The sequence below is a fragment of the Amycolatopsis vastitatis genome, from assembly GCF_002234595.1.
GTDB lineage: Bacteria > Actinomycetota > Actinomycetes > Mycobacteriales > Pseudonocardiaceae > Amycolatopsis > Amycolatopsis vastitatis.
In genome coordinates this window covers 209,814-227,407 of sequence record NZ_NMUL01000008.1, presented here as the reverse complement: position 1 = coordinate 227,407, position 17,594 = coordinate 209,814, and the positions used below count along the sequence as shown (strand labels likewise).

The following is a 17,594-nucleotide window of genomic DNA, read 5'->3' as shown; positions in this document are numbered from 1 at the left end:
GCGGGTCTCTAACCCGCTTCACCACTCACGACCGCTGGGCTACTGGCTGCAGCGTTTGCCGGTGTTGATGCAGTTGACGGCCTGGTTCATCAGGCGCTGGCCCATGACGTTGGCGAAGTCGTCGTGGTCCGAGCGGGGGTTGTGCTTCTCCTGCGCGAAGGCGTCCACTTTGTACTGGCCCTTGAGCTGGATGTCCCGCGGGATGTTGTAGACCAGCTTGATCACCAGCTGCGGCACGTTCTGGAAACCCTTCGGGCACTTGCCCTGCTGGTCGGAGAACACGATGTGCGTGCGGTGGTTGGTGCTGTCGATGTTCTTGCCGTCCCAGCAGTTCGGGAAGGCGTGGATCCGCTCCACCTTGCTGTTCTGCGGGCAGATCGGGTACTTGTCGGTGAGCCGGTCCTCGAACCCGGTGCAGGTCCAGCTGGCCCGTGCGTTGGCCGGGCCGTTGGTGCTCTGCTTGGCGTCGCCGTAGAGGATGCGGAGGAACTGCGGCATCGCGACGACCTTGCCCGCGCCGCCGCTGGTGAACGTGATCGTCGCCGACTGGACGCGCTGGATCTCGCCGTCGTTGTCGCCGACCTCGTTCTTGTCGTTCACGCCGGGGAGCTCGGCGGGCTGGCCGTTGCTGTTGCCGCCGCCGTTGTCGAGCCCGCCCTTGCCGTTCTGCTTGAGCACGCACGGCGCGAGCCCGCCCAGGTTGGTCGGCTTCGCGGCGCGGCGGCCGATGGCGATGGCGATCCGGTCGATGGTGGCCACCCGCTTGTCCTTCAGCGGGCCGACCACGGCGTTCTGGATGTCCTGCGGCGTCTTCAGGTCGCCGTTCGCGATCCGCTTGTTCGCCTCGTCGATCTGCTTGTCGAGCAGGTCGAGGTTGCGGTTCACCTCGTCCATCGCCTGGTCCGGGACGTCGGGCAGCTTGCTCGCGACGTCCGGGCAGTCGACCTGGGAGCTGGCCTTGTCCTGCTCGCTCTGCGCGCGGTCGCCCTTCGGGTCCTTGCCGGGTGGGTTCTTCTCGGCGTCACCGGTGTCGATGCGGACGACGGGCCAGAAGTAGGCGGACTTATCGCCGTTCTTGCAGGTGGTGCCGGCCTTGACGAGGCTCTTGTTGTTCGAGTCGGCGTTCGTCGACAGGTTGCCGACGTAGTCGTGCAGGTGCTGGGCGCCGTTCTTGATGCCCGGCTGCGCGATGAAGTTGTCGGGGTTGAAGTGCTGGTTCTCGTTGCGGCCGCAGTCCACGGTGAACGTGCCTCGCGCGCCCTTCTGCTGCAACGCCTTGTTCACGTTGGAACCGGCGGGGACCTTCGTGATGTCGATGAAGAAGGACTTGTCGACGGGGTCGGCGCTCGCTTCGCCGGTTCGCCCGGCCGTGGTCGCGACGACGATGCCCCCGACCGCGATGGCGAGGGCGAGACCGCCGGTCGCGATCTTCGTGCGGCGGGTGATGCGATGTCTGCCCGTGGCGGGGGAGCGGGTGGTATTCCGGGCCATGTTCACCTCGTTCGGTTTTCCGGGCACGCCGAAGAAAGCTGCGTGCCCGGTCGGGAAACGCGCGGAACCCGGGGAGCGGCACCGGGGCGCGGGAATCGGGGGACCGCGTCCGGTGTCACTTGGTTCCGGCATTGGGGGGAACGGCCGCCGTCCGGAAGCGGTTCAAGCCGCGATCTCGCCGTTACCTGTTCGTTATTTATGGAAGGTGAACAAAGTTCACGTCCACCGGTGTGATCGCTAACATCACTCCATGTCCGTGGACGACGCAGGTCCCGACGGCCCGCTCCGCGCGCCGGTCCTCCACCCGCGCGGCACCCTCGGGGTGATCGCCACCGCGGCCACCGTGACGGGGCCCGTGCTGCACGGCCTCCGCGCGGCCGCCCGCGAGCAGGGATACGAGGTCAGCGTCTTCAGCGTGACCGGCCACAGCGGCGCGGCGGTGATGGCGGCCGCGGCGGGGCTGAGGCTGCAGGGCGTGGCGGGCATCATCGTGCTCGACGCGCGGCTCGTCGCCGAGATGGCGCCGGTCCCCGGCATCCCGCTCATCCCGGCCGCGTCCACCGGCCAGTACGAAGGCGCGCGCCGCGCTACCGAGCACCTCCTGGCGCTCGGCCACCCGACGGTCTGGCACCTGGGCGGCCCCGAAGACGGTCCCATCGCGCGCGCCCGCGAGCGCGGCTGGCGCGAAACCCTCGAACGCCACGGCGCGGAGATCCCCCCGGTCGTCCGCGGCGACTGGTCCGCGCGCTCCGGCTACCGGGCCGGGCAGTCCCTGGCCGTCGAACCGGGCGTCGGCGCGGTGTTCTCGGCCAACGACCACATGGCACTCGGCCTGTTCGCGGCCTTCACCGAAGCGGGGATGCGGGTCCCGCGCGACGCGCACGTCGTCGGCTTCGACGACGTCCCGGAAGCGGCGTACTTCGCACCCCCGCTGACGACGGTCCGCCAGGACTTCGTCGCGGCGGGCCGTCAGACGCTGGCGGTGCTGGAGGCCCGCATCGACGGCGTCCCGGCCCCGGCGCGCGCGACCGTCGAGGCCGAGCTGGTGGTGCGGGAGAGCAGCCGCTGCCTCCGGGGCGCCTAGCGTCGCCTATTCCGGTGCGGTGCACCGCCAGTGGACGACGGACAGCACGAGGAGGACGAGCCCGGCCACGGGGGCCAGTGCGAAGGCGGTGGAAGCGCCGAACCCGTCGACGGTGCGGCCGGCGAGGAACGCCGCCGCCGCCGAACCGGCCATGCTCAGGGAGTTGTTCCAGGTGAACGCCTGAGTGAGGACCGCAGGGGGAGCGGCTTTCTCGGTGAGGACGTTCAGCAGGACGAGCGTGGGCGGGACCGCGGCCTCGGTGACCACCACGGCGGTCCCGAGCCAGCTCGCGGCCGGGGCAAGGGGAAGCAGCAGCGCGGTGGCCGTCAGATACGCGGTCGCGACGACGAGCTGGAGCTGGGCCGGGGCGCGGTGCCGGCGCAGCCCGTAGAGCCAGCCCGAAACCAAGCCGCCGAGACCGGCTGCGGCGAAGATCGGCGCGGCCGCGCCGGGCACGCCGTGCTCCGTGGCGAACGCGCTCACCGAAACGCCCATGGTGCCGAAGTACAGCCCGATGGCCAGGTTGAGCAGGGCGAGGCGAACGAAAGCCGGTTGCGCCAGGGTGCGTTCGGCGTGCGCGCGCTCGCGGGCGAGCGGCGGCGCGGTACGGCGTTGAGCGGCCAAGGCCGCACCGCCGCCCACGACCAAGGCCGCCGCGATGGTACTGGCCAGGGTCGCGTGGCCGGCCGCTCCGAGCGCGGTGACCAGGACGGGCCCGAGGAGGAATGCGGTGGCGTTGGCCATTGACTCCAGCGAAAAGGCCGTGGGCAGTTCATCGGCCCGTCGCTCGCGCAGCAGGTGCGCCCAGCGGGCCGCGGAGAGGGCGCCGAGCTGGGGGACGGCCGCGCCGGCGCAGACCGCGGAGGCGATGGCCGCCGGGACGGGCGAGAGGACGACACCGGCGATGGCGATGCCGTGGGCGGCCACGGAGAACGGCAGGACGCGGGTCTGGCCGAACCGGTCGACCAGCCGCGCGAGCTGCGGGCCGAGCACGGCTTCGGCGAGGGCGAACCCGGCGGCGGCGAGGCCGGCGGTGCCGTAGGAGCCGGTGCGGGCGTGGAGCAGCCAGACCAGGCCGAGGCCGGTCATGGCGATGCCGGCGCGTCCCGCGGCGGCGGTGAAGAAGAAGGCAGCGGCGCCGGGAACGCGCAGCACAAAGCGATATCCGGAGACAGTGGACGGCATGGAAGTCCTCACGGCCGCCGGGCATCTCTGAAGGCCGGGCGGAGGGACACGGTCCGGCCAAGGCGGGTCCGGACGACTGGGGAAACCCTGACAGACGAAGCCTCGGGCAGGCAACCGTTTTCCGGACGCCGGCCCGCTGGTGTCGCCGGTCCGAGGTTCGTGGAGAGCGGCCGGGCGATGCGCCCCAATGTGGCGTTCGGTGCGTCCAGCGCACCCAATGTGGCGTTCGGTGCGTTGGACGCAACCAACGCCACATTGGGGCGCACGGGACACGGCTCCAGCCGCGCGACACTAGAGCTTCAGGCGGTCGCCGAGTTCGCGGATGTGGTCCGGTTCGCCGCAGCCGAAGTCCAGCTGGCGGCGGCGTTCCGCGACGAACGCGCGGCCCAGCCCCGTCCGGTCCGAAGTGGACATCGTGCGGCGCAGCTCGTTCAGCAGCCCGCGTTCCTCGCCGCGGACGTGCGCGTCCGCGATGTTTTCCAGGCGCAGCAACGCCTTCTCGAAGTCGTCGCCGTCCAGGACCGCCAGGAGATCTTCGGCGAACGGCGAACCGGGCGCGGCCGGGCGGACGATCCGCTCGGTCGCCGTCGCGTGCGCCACCAGCAGGGCCGCCAGCTCCGCGACCAGGGCCGGGCGGTCGGCCTCGGCGTTGCGCAGGTCGCGCAGCAGCTGCTCGAACCGGCGGTGGTCGGCCAGCAGCACCTCGACCAGGTCCGAGCCGGGCGCGGCCGCCGCCGGGGCCGGGCGCATCCAGCCGAACGTCAGCTCCACCGCCTGGCGCCAGTGCGCGTACTCGCTGTCGCGGCGGGCCGGGTCCATCGCCGGCAGCCACTGGCCCGCCCGGTGCCAGTTGCGCCGCAGCCCCTCCAGGTCCGGCCAGTACCCGACCGACAGCCCGGCCGCGTAGGCCGCGCCGAGCGACACCGTCTCCGCCACCATCGGGCGGACCACCGGCACGTCGAGGACGTCGGCGATGAACTGCATCAGCAGGTTGTCGGCGGTCATCCCGCCGTCGACCTTCAACGTCGAGAGCGCCAGCCCGGAGTCGGCGTTCATCGCGTCGACGACCTCGCGCGTCTGCCAGCCGGTCGCCTCCAGCACCGCCCGCGCCAGGTGGCCCTTCGTGATGTACGACGTCAGCCCGGCGATCACGCCGCGTGCTTCGCTGTGCCAGTGCGGCGCAAAGAGCCCGGAGAAGGCAGGCACGATGTAGCAGCCGCCGTTGTCCTCGACCGTGCGCGCCAGCGTCTCGATCTCCGGGGCGCTGCCGATCAGCTCCAGGCCGTCGCGGAACCACTGCACCAGCGACCCGGTGACCGCGATCGAGCCTTCCAGGGCGTACACCGCCGGCTCGTCGCCGATCTTGAAGCCGACCGTGGTGAGCATGCCGTGGGTGGACAGCACCGGCGTCGGGCCGGTGTTGAGCAGCAGGAAGCTGCCGGTGCCGTACGTGCACTTCGCCTCACCGGGTGCGAAGCACGTCTGGCCGAACAGGGCCGCCTGCTGGTCGCCGAGCGCCGCGGCGATCCGGATGCCCGGCACCACCCGGGACGTCGTCCCGTAGACCTCGGTCGACGACCGGATCTCCGGCAGCATCGCGCGCGGGACGTCGAAGAACTCCAGGAGCTCGTCGTCCCAGTTGAGCGTGCGCAGGTTCATCAGCATGGTGCGCGAGGCGTTGGTGACGTCGGTGACGTGCACGCCGCCCTCGGCGCCGCCGGTGAGGTTCCAGATCAGCCAGCTCTCGATGGTGCCGAAGAGGACGTCGCCGCGCTCGGCGCGCTCGCGCAGGCCCGGCGTGCGTTCGAGCAGCCAGCGGATGCGGGGCGCGGAGAAGTACGTGGCCAGGGGCAGGCCGCACAGCTGCCGGACGCGGTCGGCGCCCGGCTCGCGGGCGAGCTGCTCGAGCATGGCGTCGGTGCGGGTGTCCTGCCAGACGATCGCCCGCCCGACCGGGTTGCCGGTGCGCCGGTCCCACAGCACGGTGGTCTCGCGCTGGTTGGCGATCCCGAGGCCGACGACCTGGTCCGCGGTCGCGCCGGCGTCGGCGAGGGCCTGCGGCACGATCCGGGACAGGTTCCGCCAGATCTCGACGGCGTCGTGTTCGACCCAACCGGGGCGCGGGAAGTGCTGCTGGTGCTCGCGCTGCACCACCGAGACGAGCCGTCCGCGGGCGTCGAACAGGATGCACCGCGTGGAGGTGGTGCCCTGGTCGACGGACATCACGTACCGCTGGACCATGCCCCTCCCTTCACCATCGGGACGCACCCAGGTCACGCGACACCGCGCGCGCGGCGTCGCGGACGTGGCCCAGCAGCCTCGGGCTGGGGCCGCCGTCCGGTTCGCAGATGCGCTCCACCGCTCCGGACACCCCGATCGCGCCGACCACGATGCCGCCGTGGCCGCGGATCGGGGCGGCGATCCCGGCCTCGCCGGAGATCATCTCGCCGTTCTCCGCCGCCCAGCCCGCCTCCCGTACCTTCGCACACGCCCGCTTGATCGCCGTCTGGGTGACCAGGGTGCGGCGCGTGTACGGCTCCGGGTCCGCCTTCAGCGTCGTGTCGTAGGCCAGCAGGACCTTCCCCAGCGCGGTCGCGTGCAGCGGCAGCAGCGTCCCGACGTCGAGGGTCTGCAGGCTGTCGTCCGGCCGGAACACGTGGTGCACGACGAGCACCCGGCCCTCCAGGGGCGCGCCGATCCGGACCGCCTCGCCGCTGCGCGCGGCCAGGGCGTCGGCCCAGTTGATCGCCCGGGACCGCAGCTCGTTGACGTCGAGGTAGCTCGTGCCCAGGTGCAGCAGCGCCGCGCCGAGCTGGTACTTGCCGCTGTCGCGGTCCTGCTCGACGAACCCGACGCCCTGCAGCGTGCGCAGGATCCCGTGCGCGGTGCCCTTCGCCAGTTCGAGCGACTCGGCGATCTCGCCGACGCCCAGACGCCCCGAGCCGCGCGCCAGCAACCTCAGGATCGCGGCGGCGCGCTCGATGGACTGGATCGGACCGGGCACGGCGAGACCCTAACTCGACCGGCCACGATTCGACAATGTCGAACATCCACTCCGGCCGTTCGACAATGCCGACCCGGGTCCGTTGACCCGCGATGGTGGCGAACTTAACTTTCAGCCACCAGTAGGGGGACAAGGTCCTTTGTGGAGGAAAGCAATGGTGCGAAGCCTCAAGGCCCGTGGACTCGCCGGCGAAATGGCCGCCGAGTTCGTGGGAACGATGATCCTCATCCTGTTCGGGTGCGGGGTGGTGGCGCAGGTCGTCGCCGCGGGCATCGGGGACCACGACAGCATCGCCTGGGCCTGGGGCCTCGGCGTCACGCTCGGTGTTTACGTCGCTTCGCGGATCAGCGGCGCACACCTGAACCCGGCCGTGACCATCGCGCTGGCGGTGTTCAAGGGCTTCGAATGGCGCAAGGTCGCCCCCTACGCCCTGGCGCAGACCGCCGGCGCGTTCCTCGCCGCGATGCTGGTGCGCTGGAACTACACCGAGGTCCTCAACGCCAAGGACCCGGGCCTGACGATCAAGACCCAGGGCGTGTTCTCCACCCTGCCGGGCAACGGCTCGCTGCCGGTCGGTGACTGGGGCGCCTTCCGCGACCAGATCATCGGCACCGCGATCCTCGTCCTGGTGATCTTCGCGATCACCGACCTGCGCAACACCGCCCCGGCCGCGAACCTCGCCCCGGTCGTCGTCGGCTTCCTCGTCGTCGCCATCGGCATGGCCTGGGGCACCAACGCCGGCTACGCGATCAACCCCGCCCGTGACTTCGGCCCGCGCCTGGCGTCCTGGCTGACCGGCTACGACACGGCGTTCACCGACCAGTACGGGTTCCCCTACTGGTGGATCCCGATCGTGGCGCCGGTCATCGGCGCGGTCATCGGCGGCGCGATCTACAAGTACCTGATCGAGCGTCACCTGCCCGCCGACGCCCCGCTGGACAGCATGCCCGCCAAGGACCTCGAGCCCGCCGCCTGACCTCGCCGTTCCGAAAGAGGAGAACCACCCATGCCTGACTTCGTCGGCGCCGTAGACCAGGGCACCACCAGCACCCGCTTCATGATCTTCGACCACGGTGGCAACGAGATCGCCCGCCACCAGCTCGAGCACGAGCAGATCCTCCCCAAGCCGGGCTGGGTCGAGCACGACGCCACCGAGATCTGGGAACGCACCCGCTCGGTCATCGCGACCGCGCTCAACAAGGCCGGCCTGACCGTGAACGACCTGGCCGCGCTCGGCATCACCAACCAGCGCGAGACCACCGTCGTCTGGAACCGCCGCACCGGACGCCCGTACGGCAACGCGATCGTCTGGCAGGACACCCGCACCGACCGGATCGCCTCCGCGCTCGAGCGGGAGGGCAAGGGCGACGTCATCCGCCGCAAGGCCGGCCTGCCACCGGCCACCTACTTCTCCGGCGGCAAGCTGCAGTGGATCCTCGAGAACGTCGAAGGCGTGCGCGAGGACGCCGAGAAGGGCGACGCCCTCTTCGGCACCACGGACTCGTGGCTCATCTGGAACCTCACCGGCGGCCCGGACGGCGGCGTCCACGTCACCGACCCGACCAACGCCTCCCGCACCATGCTGATGGACCTCGAAACCCTCGACTGGGACGACGAGCTGCTGTCGTTCTTCAACGTCCCGCGGCAGATGCTCCCGGCGATCCGGCCGTCGTCGAACCCGGGCTTCGGCACCACCCGCGCGGACGGCCCGCTCGGCGGCGAGGTCGCCATCACCGGCGTCCTCGGCGACCAGCAGGCCGCCACCGTCGGGCAGGTCTGCTTCCGGCCCGGCGAGGCCAAGAACACCTACGGCACCGGCAACTTCCTGCTGCTCAACACCGGCCAGGAGCTGGTCCGCTCGAAGCACGGCCTGCTGACGACCCTGTGCTACCAGTTCGGCGACGACAAGCCGGTCTACGCCCTGGAAGGCTCGATCGCCGTCACCGGCTCGGCGGTGCAGTGGCTGCGCGACCAGCTGGGCATCATCAGCGGCGCGTCCCAGAGCGAAAGCCTGGCCCGCCAGGTCGAGGACAACGGCGGCATCTACTTCGTCCCGGCGTTCTCCGGCCTGTTCGCGCCGTACTGGCGTTCGGACGCCCGCGGCGCGATCGTCGGCCTGACCCGCGCCACGACCAACGCCCACCTGGCCAGGGCGACCCTGGAAGCGATCTGCTACCAGACCCGCGACGTCGTCGAGGCGATGCAGAACGACTCGGGCGTCACGCTCGACGTGCTGCGGGTGGACGGCGGCGTCACCGCCAACGAGCTGTGCATGCAGATGCAGGCGGACATCCTCGGCGTGCCGGTGTCGAAGCCGGTCGTCGCCGAGACCACCGCGCTCGGCGCCGCCTACGCAGCCGGGCTGGCCGTCGGGTTCTGGAAGTCGACCGACGAGCTCGAGCAGAACTGGAACGAGGACAAGCGCTGGACGCCGTCGTGGAGCGACGAACAGCGCGCCGAGGGCTACGCGGGCTGGCAGAAGGCTGTCGGCCGCACGCTCGACTGGGTCGACGTGCAGTGAGCACAAGGAGGAACACCGTGACCCCGCTTTCCCCGCAGTACCGGGCGGAGACCCTGCGGAAGCTGGTGAACGAAGAGGTCGACGTGCTCGTGGTCGGCGGCGGAGTGACCGGGGCCGGCGTCGCGCTCGACGCCGCGTCCCGCGGGCTGTCGACCGCGCTGGTCGAGGCCCGCGACTTCGCCGCCGGCACGTCCAGCCGGTCGTCGAAGCTGATCCACGGCGGCCTGCGCTACCTGGAGCAGCTGGACTTCAAGCTGGTGCGCGAAGCGCTCAAGGAGCGCGGGCTGCTGCTGCAGAAGCTGGCCCCGCACCTGGTGCGGCCGGTCAAGTTCCTGGTCCCGCTGACGCACCGCGTGTGGGAGCGCGGCTACATCGGCGCCGGCGTCACGCTGTACGACACCCTCGGCGGCGCCCGCGCGCTGCCGCGGCACCGGCACCTGTCCAAGCGAGGCGCCTTCAAGGCGGCCCCGGCCCTCGCGGACGACGCGCTGATCGGGGCGATCCAGTACTACGACGCCCAGGTCGACGACGCCCGCCACACGATGACGATCGCCCGGACGGCCGCCGAGCAAGGCGCTTCGGTGCTCACGCGGGCTCGCGTCACTTCGCTGCTTCGCGACGGCGAGCGGGTCGTGGGCGCGAAGGTCGTCGACCGCGAGAGCGGGATCGAATTCGAGATCCGCGCTCGCACTGTGGTCGCCGCGACCGGCGTGTGGAGCGACGACATGGCGGAGGCGGCCGGCATCCCCGCGCCGTTCACCGTGCGCGCGTCGAAGGGCATCCACCTGGTCGTGCCGCGGGAGAAGATCGACCTCGACACCGGGCTGATCCTGCGGACCGAGAAGAGCGTGCTCTTCGTGATCCCGTGGGGACGGCACTGGATCGTCGGCACCACCGACACCGAGTGGGACCTCGACCGCGAGCACCCGGCGGCGAGCCGCGCGGACGTCGACTACGTGCTCGAACACCTCAACGCCGTCCTGCGTACCCCCGTGACGCACGACGACATCGAGGGCGTCTACGCCGGTCTCCGCCCGTTGCTGGCGGCGAAGGCGGCCGCGACCACGAAGCTGTCGCGGGAACACGCGGTGGCGCACCCGGTGCCGGGCCTGGTCATCGTGGCCGGCGGCAAGTACACGACGTACCGGGTGATGGCCGCGGACGCGGTCGACGTCGCCGTCGAGGAGATCGGCCGCCCCGCCCCGCCGTCGTGGACCGACCGGCTCCCGATCGTCGGCGCCGAGGGCTACCACGAGCTGTGGGAGGACCGTTTCGCCGTGGCGGCGAAATCGGGGCTGCCGCTGACGCGCGTCGAGCACCTCCTGCAGCGGTACGGCACGCGGATCTGGAACCTCCTCGACCTGGTCGAGCAGGACCGGGAGCTGGGTGCGCCGATCACGGAGACCTCGGAGTACCTCCGCGCGGAAGCCGTCTACGCGGTTTCCCACGAGGGTGCGCTGCACCTGGAGGACGTCCTCACCCGGCGGACCCGGATCTCCATCGAGGAACGCGACCGCGGCGTCGCGGCGGCGCCGGTCGTGGCGGCCCTGATGGCCCCGCTGCTGGGCTGGGATGCGCACAAGGAGGAGCGCGAGGTGGCGAACTACCTCGCGCGCGTCGAGGCGGAGCGCTCGGCGCAGGAAGCCCCGGACGACGCGGCGGCGAACGCCACCCGCCTCGCGGCGCCGGCCCTGCTGCCGAGCTGATCCGGCGTGCTCACGGAGCCGGGCGGCAGCCCAGCTCCGTGAGCACGTAACGGGCGTCGGCCGAGATGACCGCGTTGGTGTGGCGGTGGTACGGCAGCTGGATCACCGCCATCGACAACGCCCAGCCGCGGCCACGTACCCAGGTCGCGTCGTCGGTGTCCACGGCGTCGCGGAAGACCTCCCGCGGGGTCCCGGACAGCAGGTTCCACGCGGCGATCAGGTCGCACGCCGGGTCGCCGAGGCCCGCCGTCGCCCAGTCGAGCACGCCGGTCAGGCGGCCGTCGCGCAGCAGCAGGTTGCTGGGCATGAGGTCGGAATGCACCCAGCGCGGCGGACCCGTCCACTGTGGAGCGTCGACGGCTTCGGCCCAGACCGCCAGTGCTTTGTCGGCGTCGAATGGCTCGTCGGTGCGACTCAGCTCCTCGATCGCCCGGCGGGTCGCCTGGTCCACGGTCGTCAGCGGCCTGCCGCGATAGGCCGGGGGACCGTCCACCTTGTTCGCCCGGAGTGCGACGACGAACTCCGCCAGGTCACGGGCCGGTGCGTCCCGGCCTTCGAGGGCGGGTTCGCCCTCGAGCCAGCGGTGCACCGCCCACGGCCACGGGTAGCCCTCGGCGGGTTCGCCCAGCGCGGCGACCTCGGGGACGGCCACCGGCAGGCCCTCGAGCGCGGTGAGGACCCGATGTTCCTTCGAGACGTCCTCGGCGGTGCGGGGCAGCCGGACCGTCAGGTCGTCCCCGAGGCGGAACACGGCGTTGACCGTGCCGCCGGAGGCCAGGGGACTGACCGGCCGGTCGGCCCAGTCCGGGAACTGCCCGCGCAGCAGCCGCCGGACGAGCGCGGTGTCGATGGCGGGCACAGGATCACCGAACCACGCACGTCAACGGGGTTTCCGTGAGCCAGGGCACCCCGGATTGCACGACGATGCATCGGCGTGCATAATCATTCGCATGTCCAAGGTGCTCACTTCCCTGCCCGTCGGCGAGCGTGTCGGTATCGCCTTCTCCGGTGGCCTCGACACTTCCGTAGCGGTCGCGTGGATGCGCGACAAAGGCGCGGTCCCCTGCACCTACACCGCCGACATCGGCCAGTACGACGAGCCCGACATCGCGTCGGTGCCCGGCCGGGCCACGGCGTACGGCGCCGAGGTCGCCCGCCTGGTCGACTGCCGGGAAGCCCTCGTGGAAGAGGGGCTCGCCGCGCTGACGTGCGGCGCCTTCCACATCCGTTCCGGCGGCCGCAGCTACTTCAACACCACCCCGCTCGGCCGCGCGGTCACCGGCACGCTGCTGGTGCGCGCCATGCTCGAGGACGACGTCCAGATCTGGGGCGACGGCTCCACCTTCAAGGGCAACGACATCGAGCGGTTCTACCGCTACGGCCTGCTGGCCAACCCCTCCCTGCGGATCTACAAGCCGTGGCTCGACGCCGCCTTCGTCACCGAGCTCGGCGGCCGCAAGGAGATGTCGGAGTGGCTGGCCGCGCACGACCTGCCCTACCGCGACAGCACCGAGAAGGCCTACTCCACCGACGCGAACATCTGGGGCGCCACCCACGAGGCCAAGTCCCTGGAGCACCTCGACACCGGCCTCGAGATCGTCAAGCCGATCATGGGTGTCGCCTTCTGGGACCCCGAGGTCGAGATCGCCGCCGAGGACGTCACGATCGGCTTCGAGCAGGGCCGCCCGGTGACGATCAACGGCAAGGAGTTCGCCACCGCCGTCGACCTCGTCCTCGAGGCCAACGCCGTCGGCGGGCGGCACGGGCTCGGCATGTCCGACCAGATCGAGAACCGGATCATCGAGGCCAAGAGCCGTGGCATCTACGAGGCGCCGGGCATGGCGCTGCTGCACGCGGCCTACGAGCGGCTGGTCAACGCCATCCACAACGAGGACACTCTCGCCAGCTACCACAACCACGGCCGGCAGCTCGGCCGCCTGATGTACGAGGGTCGCTGGCTCGACCCGCAGGCCATGATGCTGCGCGAGTCGCTGCAGCGCTGGGTCGGCACCGCCGTCACCGGCGAAGTGACCCTGCGCCTGCGCCGCGGCGAGGACTACTCCATCCTGGACACCACGGGCCCGGCGTTCAGCTACCACCCGGACAAGCTGTCGATGGAGCGCACCGAGGACTCCGCGTTCGGCCCGGTCGACCGGATCGGCCAGCTGACCATGCGCAACCTCGACATCGCCGACTCGCGGGCCAAGCTGGAGCAGTACGCGAGCCTCGGCATGGTCGGCGGCTCGCACCCGAAGCTGATCGGCGCCGCGCAGGCGGCCTCGACCGGCCTGATCGGCGCGATGCCCGAGGGTGGCGCCGAAGTGATCGCCTCGCGCGGCAAGGCGGGCAACGCCGAGCTGCTCGACAGCGCCGCGATGGAGTTCGGCACGGACTGATCGCTCACGACCCGAAGGCCACCACGTCCGCCGTGGTGGCCTTCGGTGCGTTCAGGGCACGAGCACGACCTTGCCGGTGACCGTGCCGGATTCGGCCAGCGCCAGGGCTTTCCCCGCGTCGGCGAGTGGCATCCGCGCGGCCACCCGGGCCCGCAGCGCACCGGTGGCGGCGAGGTCGAAGACGGCCGTCAGGTCCTCGGCGAGCCGGGCGCGGAACCGGGGGAGGTTCCGCTTGCCGCCCCAGACGTTGTAAAAGTGCGTTCGGCGCCGGTTCGGCAGCGCGTTCCACCACAGCAGCCGGGCGACCAGCTTGAGCACGGCCGGCTTCGGGTTGCCACCCGTGTCCTTTGTGGACGCGCTGCCGTAGGCGACCAGGGTGCCGCCGGGCGCGAGCAGCCGGAACGAGTCGACGATGCCCGGGCCGCCCACGTGGTCGAAGACGGCGTCGACGCCGGCCGGCGCCAGCTCGCGGACCTCGGCCGGGACGTCGCCGCGGTAGTCGAGTGCGGTCGTGCCGAGCGCGGTCACGACGTCCAGGTTGCGGGCCGACGCGGTGCCGATCGCCTTGATCCCGGCGGCGCGGGCGAGCTGGACGAGCGTCGTGCCGACGCCACCGCTGGCGCCGTGGACCAGGATCGTGCCGCCTGCCCGCACCTTCGCGATCCGGTGCAGCATCTGGTACGCCGTGATGCCGTTGACGACGAACGTCTCGGCTTCGGCCGGGTCCAGCCCTTCAGGCACCGGGACCAGGTCGGCGGCGGGCACGACGAGGTGGCTGCTCCAGCCGCCGATCTTGGTCAAAGCGGCCACGCGGCGCCCGACGAGAGCCCGGTCTTCGGCTTCGAGCACCGTGCCGACCACGTCGTAGCCGGGGACGAACGGGAACGGCGGCTGGTCGTAGTACTTGCCGCGCCGCATCTGCTGCTCGGCGAAGGAGATCCCGCTCGCCTCGACGCGGACGAGGGCTTCGCCCGGCCCCGGCCGCGGCATCTCGCGGTGCTCGACACGCAGGCCGTCCGGCTCGACGAGACCGGGCAGGACGATTTCGGTGATGGTCATGGTGCTTCCTTCCGGGTGTGAGTGACTGGTCAATCACTCGACGGGCGTGAAAAGCCCCGGCCGGGGCCGGTTCAGTTCTTGCCGGGGTGGCGGATGCCGGCGGAGAGGACGGCGGCCCACTCGCCGGTGCGGTCGTCGAGGTCGAGCGTGGCGATGAGGTGGCAGAGCTGGCCGTAGGCGATGAACCGCTGCACCTGGTCGCCGGCGGCGCCGGAGCGTTCGCGGGCCAGTTCGGTCACCTTCTCGAGGCCGCGGCGCACGGCGTCGGCGATCTCGGGGGTGTCGGCCGCCGACTGGGCGTGCACCTGCAGCATCAGCAGGTCCCGGTCGGCGATCAGCTCCGCGTAGGCGCCGCCCATTTCGTGGAGGATCTTGTCCGGGTCGCCGTCCCCGGCGCGGGCGGCGCCGTTCGAGAGGGCGTGGGCGACCAGTTCGTAGCACCGGTCGAGCGCCGCGACGAACAGGGAAACCTTGCCGGGGAACAACTTGAAGACGTAGGCGGGGGAGATGTCGGCCCGCGCGGCCACCGCGCTGATCGGGGTGCTGTGGTACCCGCCGCGGGCGAACTCGGCGATGGCCGCGTCGACGACCGCGTCCCGCCGGACGTCGGACGTGGAGAGGGTGGCACCGCGCTTCGTCATGTGAGTGACTGTACACTCACTCTCTCGGGCCGGTCAACCGTGGTGGTGCTCGGCCTCGGGTGCGCCGCCCATCATCTTCAGCATGCCGCCTCCGCCGGTACGCGCGAACCGCACCACGAGGACCGCCGCGAGGATCAGGAACACGATGTTCAGCCACGTCGTGTAGTTCCACGAGATGCCTTCTCGCATCACCGTCGCCGAGCGTGCGGCCGGGATCAGGCCGGTGACGCCGAAGAGCAGTTCCACGACGTAGCCGGCGCCGACCATCGCGGCGTAGAACGTGCCGAGCAGCACCAGGGTCATCCGGGTGCCGTAGTACTTCCGGTAGATGTTCAGGATCGGCAGGATGAGCAGGTCGGCGAAGAGGAAGGAGACGACGCCGCCGAAGCTGATGCCGCCGTTCCACAGCACCGCGGCCAGCGGGACGTTGCCGATCGAGCACACGAACGCGAGGATCGCCACGACGGGCCCGATGATCGGCCCCCAGAACGCCGAGGCCACCGGGTGATCGGTGAAGAACAGCGCCCGCCACCACGACTCGGGGACCCAGGCGCCGACCGCGCCGGCGATCAGCAGCCCGATCACGAGGTCGCGCAGGATCGCCGCCCACTCCATGACGAACACGTGCGCCACCGCGGTGAACCCGCCGGCGGAGAACAGCCGCTGCCGGAACGTGCCGGGACCCCGCACGGACATGTCCATCGCGGCGTGGCCCTCCATCGACCCGGCGAGCCCCTTTTCCGCCTGCTCGCGAGCCGTTTCCAGCAGCCGGCGGCGGACGAACAGGCTGAACAGCACGGCGAGCAGCACGATCATGACCGGCCCGCCGACGAACTCCGCCGCGGTGAACTGCCAGCCCATCAGCAGGGCGAGGATGATGCCGAGTTCGACGACGAGGTTGGTGGAGCCGATCTCGAAGGCCATGGCGGCGGTGAAGTGCGCGCCTCGGCGGAACAACGACCGTGCCAGCGCGACCGCGGCGTAGGAACAGGACGACGACGCGGCGCCCAGCAGCGACGCCACCGCGAGGGTGCGCGGCCGGTCGTCGCCCATCAGGCGCACGATCGTGGCCTTGCGGACGACGGCCTGGACGATCGCCGACAGCAGGAACCCGAGGATCAGGGCCCAGAGGATCTCCCAGGTCATCGACCCGGCCAGCGCCAGCGCTCCGCCGATCTCGGCCACGGCCACCACCTCCTGATACGCCCACGGGGTATCCGCCCGCGACTGTACCGGTTCGCCGCGGCCGGCGCCGCCTGGCCGGGCGTACACAGTGGACAGTCGATCCGATGAGGGTGCCCGGGCGGCGGCCGTCCTGGCCTGCTTGACTGGGTGTCCGACCGGTCCGGGGAGGATCATGAGCCTGCGCGAGACCCTGCAACGCCACGTCGACGACGGCACGCTGCCCGGTGCGGTGGCGATCGTGGACCGGGCCGGCCGGCCCGAAGTCGTGGCCGTCGGCTCGGCCGGCGGCGAGGGCACCAAGCCGATGGCCGAGGACACGCTCTTCCGGTTCGCTTCCATCACCAAGCCGATCACCGCCGCCGCGACGCTGGCCCTCGTGGACGACGGCCGGCTGGCCCTGGCCGATCCGATCGCCCGGTGGCTGCCCGAACTGGCGGACCCGCGAGTGGTGCGCACCCCGGCGAGCCCGGTCGGCGACGTCGTCCCGGCGAAGCGGCCCATCACCGTGTTCGACCTGCTGACCAGCCAGGCCGGGTGGGGATTCGCCTCGGACTTCACGCTGCCGGCCGTGCAAGCGCTCTTCCCCGTCCAGCGAGACGGCCGGGAGGTGCAGAGCTTCCCCGGCCCCGACGTCTGGCTCGCGCAACTGGCCGAGGTGCCCCTGGCCTACCAGCCGGGCGAGGCCTGGCTGTACGACACGTGTTCCACCCTGCAGGGCGTGCTCGTCGCCCGCGCCTCCGGGCAGCCGCTGCCGGAGTTCCTCGAGGAGCGGATCTTCGCGCCGCTCGGCATGGCGGACGCCGGGTTCGTGGTCGGCCCCGACCGGCGTGACCGGTTCACCACCTTGTTCAAGGACACCCCGGACGGCCTGGTCCTCGCCGACCCGCCCGACGGGCAGTGGAGCACCATGCCCGCGCTGCCCCTCGGCAACGGCGGCTTGGCGGGGACGGCGGGGGACTGGGCGGCCTTCGGCCGGATGCTCCTCGCCGGCGGTGCCGCGGCGGACGGCCGTCGCGGGCTGAGCCCGGAAGCCGTCCGGCTGATGACCACCGACCACACCACCGCGGCCCAGCGCGAGATCGGCGCGCTGTTCCTGGACGGCCAGGGCTGGGGGATGGGCGGATCGGTCGACATCGCCGCCACCGAGCCGTGGACGGTCCCGGGCCGCTACGGCTGGGTCGGCGGCACCGGCACCACCGCCTACGTCGTGCCCGCCACCGGCACGGTCGCCGTCCTGCTGACCCAGGTCGGCGCGGACCAGCCGGTGCCACCGCGGTGGATGCGGGAGTTCTGGCGCGCCGCGGCCGCGTAGGGTCGGCAGG

At 71.5% G+C, this 17,594-nt stretch carries 14 protein-coding genes; 6 read left to right on the top strand and 8 right to left on the bottom strand.

Annotation, left to right across the window (positions count from 1 at the left end):
* Nucleotides 1–39 precede the first annotated feature (39 nt).
* Nucleotides 40–1,491: a DUF1996 domain-containing protein gene (locus CF165_RS10950; RefSeq protein ID WP_093947355.1), complete on the bottom strand. Its 1,452-nt coding sequence runs from the start codon at nucleotides 1,489–1,491 to the stop codon at nucleotides 40–42.
* Nucleotides 1,492–1,741: 250 nt separating this feature from the next.
* Between CF165_RS10950 and CF165_RS10945 the strand changes: the two genes are divergently transcribed.
* Nucleotides 1,742–2,575 carry a substrate-binding domain-containing protein gene (locus CF165_RS10945; RefSeq protein WP_093947354.1) on the top strand — a complete coding sequence of 278 codons (834 nt, stop codon included), beginning with the start codon at nucleotides 1,742–1,744 and terminating at the stop codon, nucleotides 2,573–2,575.
* A gap of 6 nt (nucleotides 2,576–2,581) precedes the next feature.
* On the opposite strand, the gene CF165_RS10940 is transcribed toward CF165_RS10945, so the two are convergent.
* From CF165_RS10940 to CF165_RS10930, 3 genes are all read right to left on the bottom strand, one after another.
* A complete protein-coding gene (locus tag CF165_RS10940) occupies nucleotides 2,582–3,760 on the bottom strand; it encodes an MFS transporter (RefSeq protein ID WP_093947353.1) in 1,179 nt (392 codons plus the stop codon).
* Nucleotides 3,761–4,051: 291 nt separating this feature from the next.
* Entirely contained in the window at nucleotides 4,052–6,001 is a 1,950-nt protein-coding gene (glpK, locus tag CF165_RS10935) for a glycerol kinase GlpK (protein WP_093947352.1), read from the bottom strand.
* A gap of 10 nt (nucleotides 6,002–6,011) precedes the next feature.
* Nucleotides 6,012–6,764: an IclR family transcriptional regulator gene (locus CF165_RS10930; RefSeq protein ID WP_093947351.1), complete on the bottom strand. Its 753-nt coding sequence runs from the start codon at nucleotides 6,762–6,764 to the stop codon at nucleotides 6,012–6,014.
* A 154-nt stretch (nucleotides 6,765–6,918) separates the two neighbouring features.
* Between CF165_RS10930 and CF165_RS10925 the strand changes: the two genes are divergently transcribed.
* From CF165_RS10925 to glpD, 3 genes are read left to right on the top strand one after another with little or no spacing between them, the layout of a single operon-like run.
* Nucleotides 6,919–7,740 carry an MIP/aquaporin family protein gene (locus CF165_RS10925; protein ID WP_093947350.1) on the top strand — a complete coding sequence of 274 codons (822 nt, stop codon included), beginning with the start codon at nucleotides 6,919–6,921 and terminating at the stop codon, nucleotides 7,738–7,740.
* Between the two features lie 30 nt (nucleotides 7,741–7,770).
* On the top strand, nucleotides 7,771–9,285 hold the full coding sequence (gene glpK, locus CF165_RS10920) for a glycerol kinase GlpK (protein ID WP_093947349.1): 1,515 nt from the start codon (nucleotides 7,771–7,773) through the stop codon (nucleotides 9,283–9,285).
* Between the two features lie 17 nt (nucleotides 9,286–9,302).
* Entirely contained in the window at nucleotides 9,303–10,991 is a 1,689-nt protein-coding gene (gene glpD / locus CF165_RS10915; protein ID WP_093947348.1) for a glycerol-3-phosphate dehydrogenase, read from the top strand.
* Nucleotides 10,992–11,001: 10 nt separating this feature from the next.
* Here glpD and CF165_RS10910 read toward each other — a convergent pair whose 3' ends face one another.
* Nucleotides 11,002–11,850, bottom strand: a complete 849-nt coding sequence (locus CF165_RS10910; protein ID WP_093947347.1) for an aminoglycoside phosphotransferase family protein — start codon at nucleotides 11,848–11,850, stop codon at nucleotides 11,002–11,004.
* Between the two features lie 91 nt (nucleotides 11,851–11,941).
* Here CF165_RS10910 and argG point away from each other — a divergent pair, with 91 nt between their 5' ends.
* On the top strand, nucleotides 11,942–13,387 hold the full coding sequence (gene argG, locus CF165_RS10905) for an argininosuccinate synthase (RefSeq protein ID WP_093947346.1): 1,446 nt from the start codon (nucleotides 11,942–11,944) through the stop codon (nucleotides 13,385–13,387).
* A gap of 51 nt (nucleotides 13,388–13,438) precedes the next feature.
* Here the strand turns inward: argG and CF165_RS10900 are convergent, their stop codons facing one another.
* From CF165_RS10900 to CF165_RS10890, 3 genes are all read right to left on the bottom strand, one after another.
* Nucleotides 13,439–14,446, bottom strand: a complete 1,008-nt coding sequence (locus tag CF165_RS10900) for a medium chain dehydrogenase/reductase family protein (protein WP_093947345.1) — start codon at nucleotides 14,444–14,446, stop codon at nucleotides 13,439–13,441.
* Between the two features lie 71 nt (nucleotides 14,447–14,517).
* Nucleotides 14,518–15,087: a TetR/AcrR family transcriptional regulator gene (locus tag CF165_RS10895; RefSeq protein WP_093947344.1), complete on the bottom strand. Its 570-nt coding sequence runs from the start codon at nucleotides 15,085–15,087 to the stop codon at nucleotides 14,518–14,520.
* 33 nt (nucleotides 15,088–15,120) lie between these two features.
* Entirely contained in the window at nucleotides 15,121–16,272 is a 1,152-nt protein-coding gene (locus CF165_RS10890) for a permease (RefSeq protein ID WP_093947371.1), read from the bottom strand.
* Between the two features lie 172 nt (nucleotides 16,273–16,444).
* On the opposite strand from CF165_RS10890, the gene CF165_RS10885 reads away from it, so the two are divergent.
* On the top strand, nucleotides 16,445–17,584 hold the full coding sequence (locus tag CF165_RS10885) for a serine hydrolase domain-containing protein (protein ID WP_093947343.1): 1,140 nt from the start codon (nucleotides 16,445–16,447) through the stop codon (nucleotides 17,582–17,584).
* Nucleotides 17,585–17,594: the final 10 nt, after the last annotated feature.

What these genes read in the sequence shown, in the direction of transcription:
- CF165_RS10950 (WP_093947355.1), bottom strand. Translation starts at nt 1,491, where the DNA reads ATGGCCCGGAATACCACCCGCTCCCCCGCCACGGGCAGACATCGCATC.
- CF165_RS10945 (WP_093947354.1), top strand. Translation starts at nt 1,742, where the DNA reads ATGTCCGTGGACGACGCAGGTCCCGACGGCCCGCTCCGCGCGCCGGTC.
- CF165_RS10940 (WP_093947353.1), bottom strand. Translation starts at nt 3,760, where the DNA reads ATGCCGTCCACTGTCTCCGGATATCGCTTTGTGCTGCGCGTTCCCGGC.
- glpK (WP_093947352.1), bottom strand. Translation starts at nt 6,001, where the DNA reads ATGGTCCAGCGGTACGTGATGTCCGTCGACCAGGGCACCACCTCCACG.
- CF165_RS10925 (WP_093947350.1), top strand. Translation starts at nt 6,919, where the DNA reads ATGGTGCGAAGCCTCAAGGCCCGTGGACTCGCCGGCGAAATGGCCGCC.
- glpK (WP_093947349.1), top strand. Translation starts at nt 7,771, where the DNA reads ATGCCTGACTTCGTCGGCGCCGTAGACCAGGGCACCACCAGCACCCGC.
- argG (WP_093947346.1), top strand. Translation starts at nt 11,942, where the DNA reads ATGTCCAAGGTGCTCACTTCCCTGCCCGTCGGCGAGCGTGTCGGTATC.
- CF165_RS10900 (WP_093947345.1), bottom strand. Translation starts at nt 14,446, where the DNA reads ATGACCATCACCGAAATCGTCCTGCCCGGTCTCGTCGAGCCGGACGGC.
- CF165_RS10895 (WP_093947344.1), bottom strand. Translation starts at nt 15,087, where the DNA reads ATGACGAAGCGCGGTGCCACCCTCTCCACGTCCGACGTCCGGCGGGAC.
- CF165_RS10885 (WP_093947343.1), top strand. Translation starts at nt 16,445, where the DNA reads ATGAGCCTGCGCGAGACCCTGCAACGCCACGTCGACGACGGCACGCTG.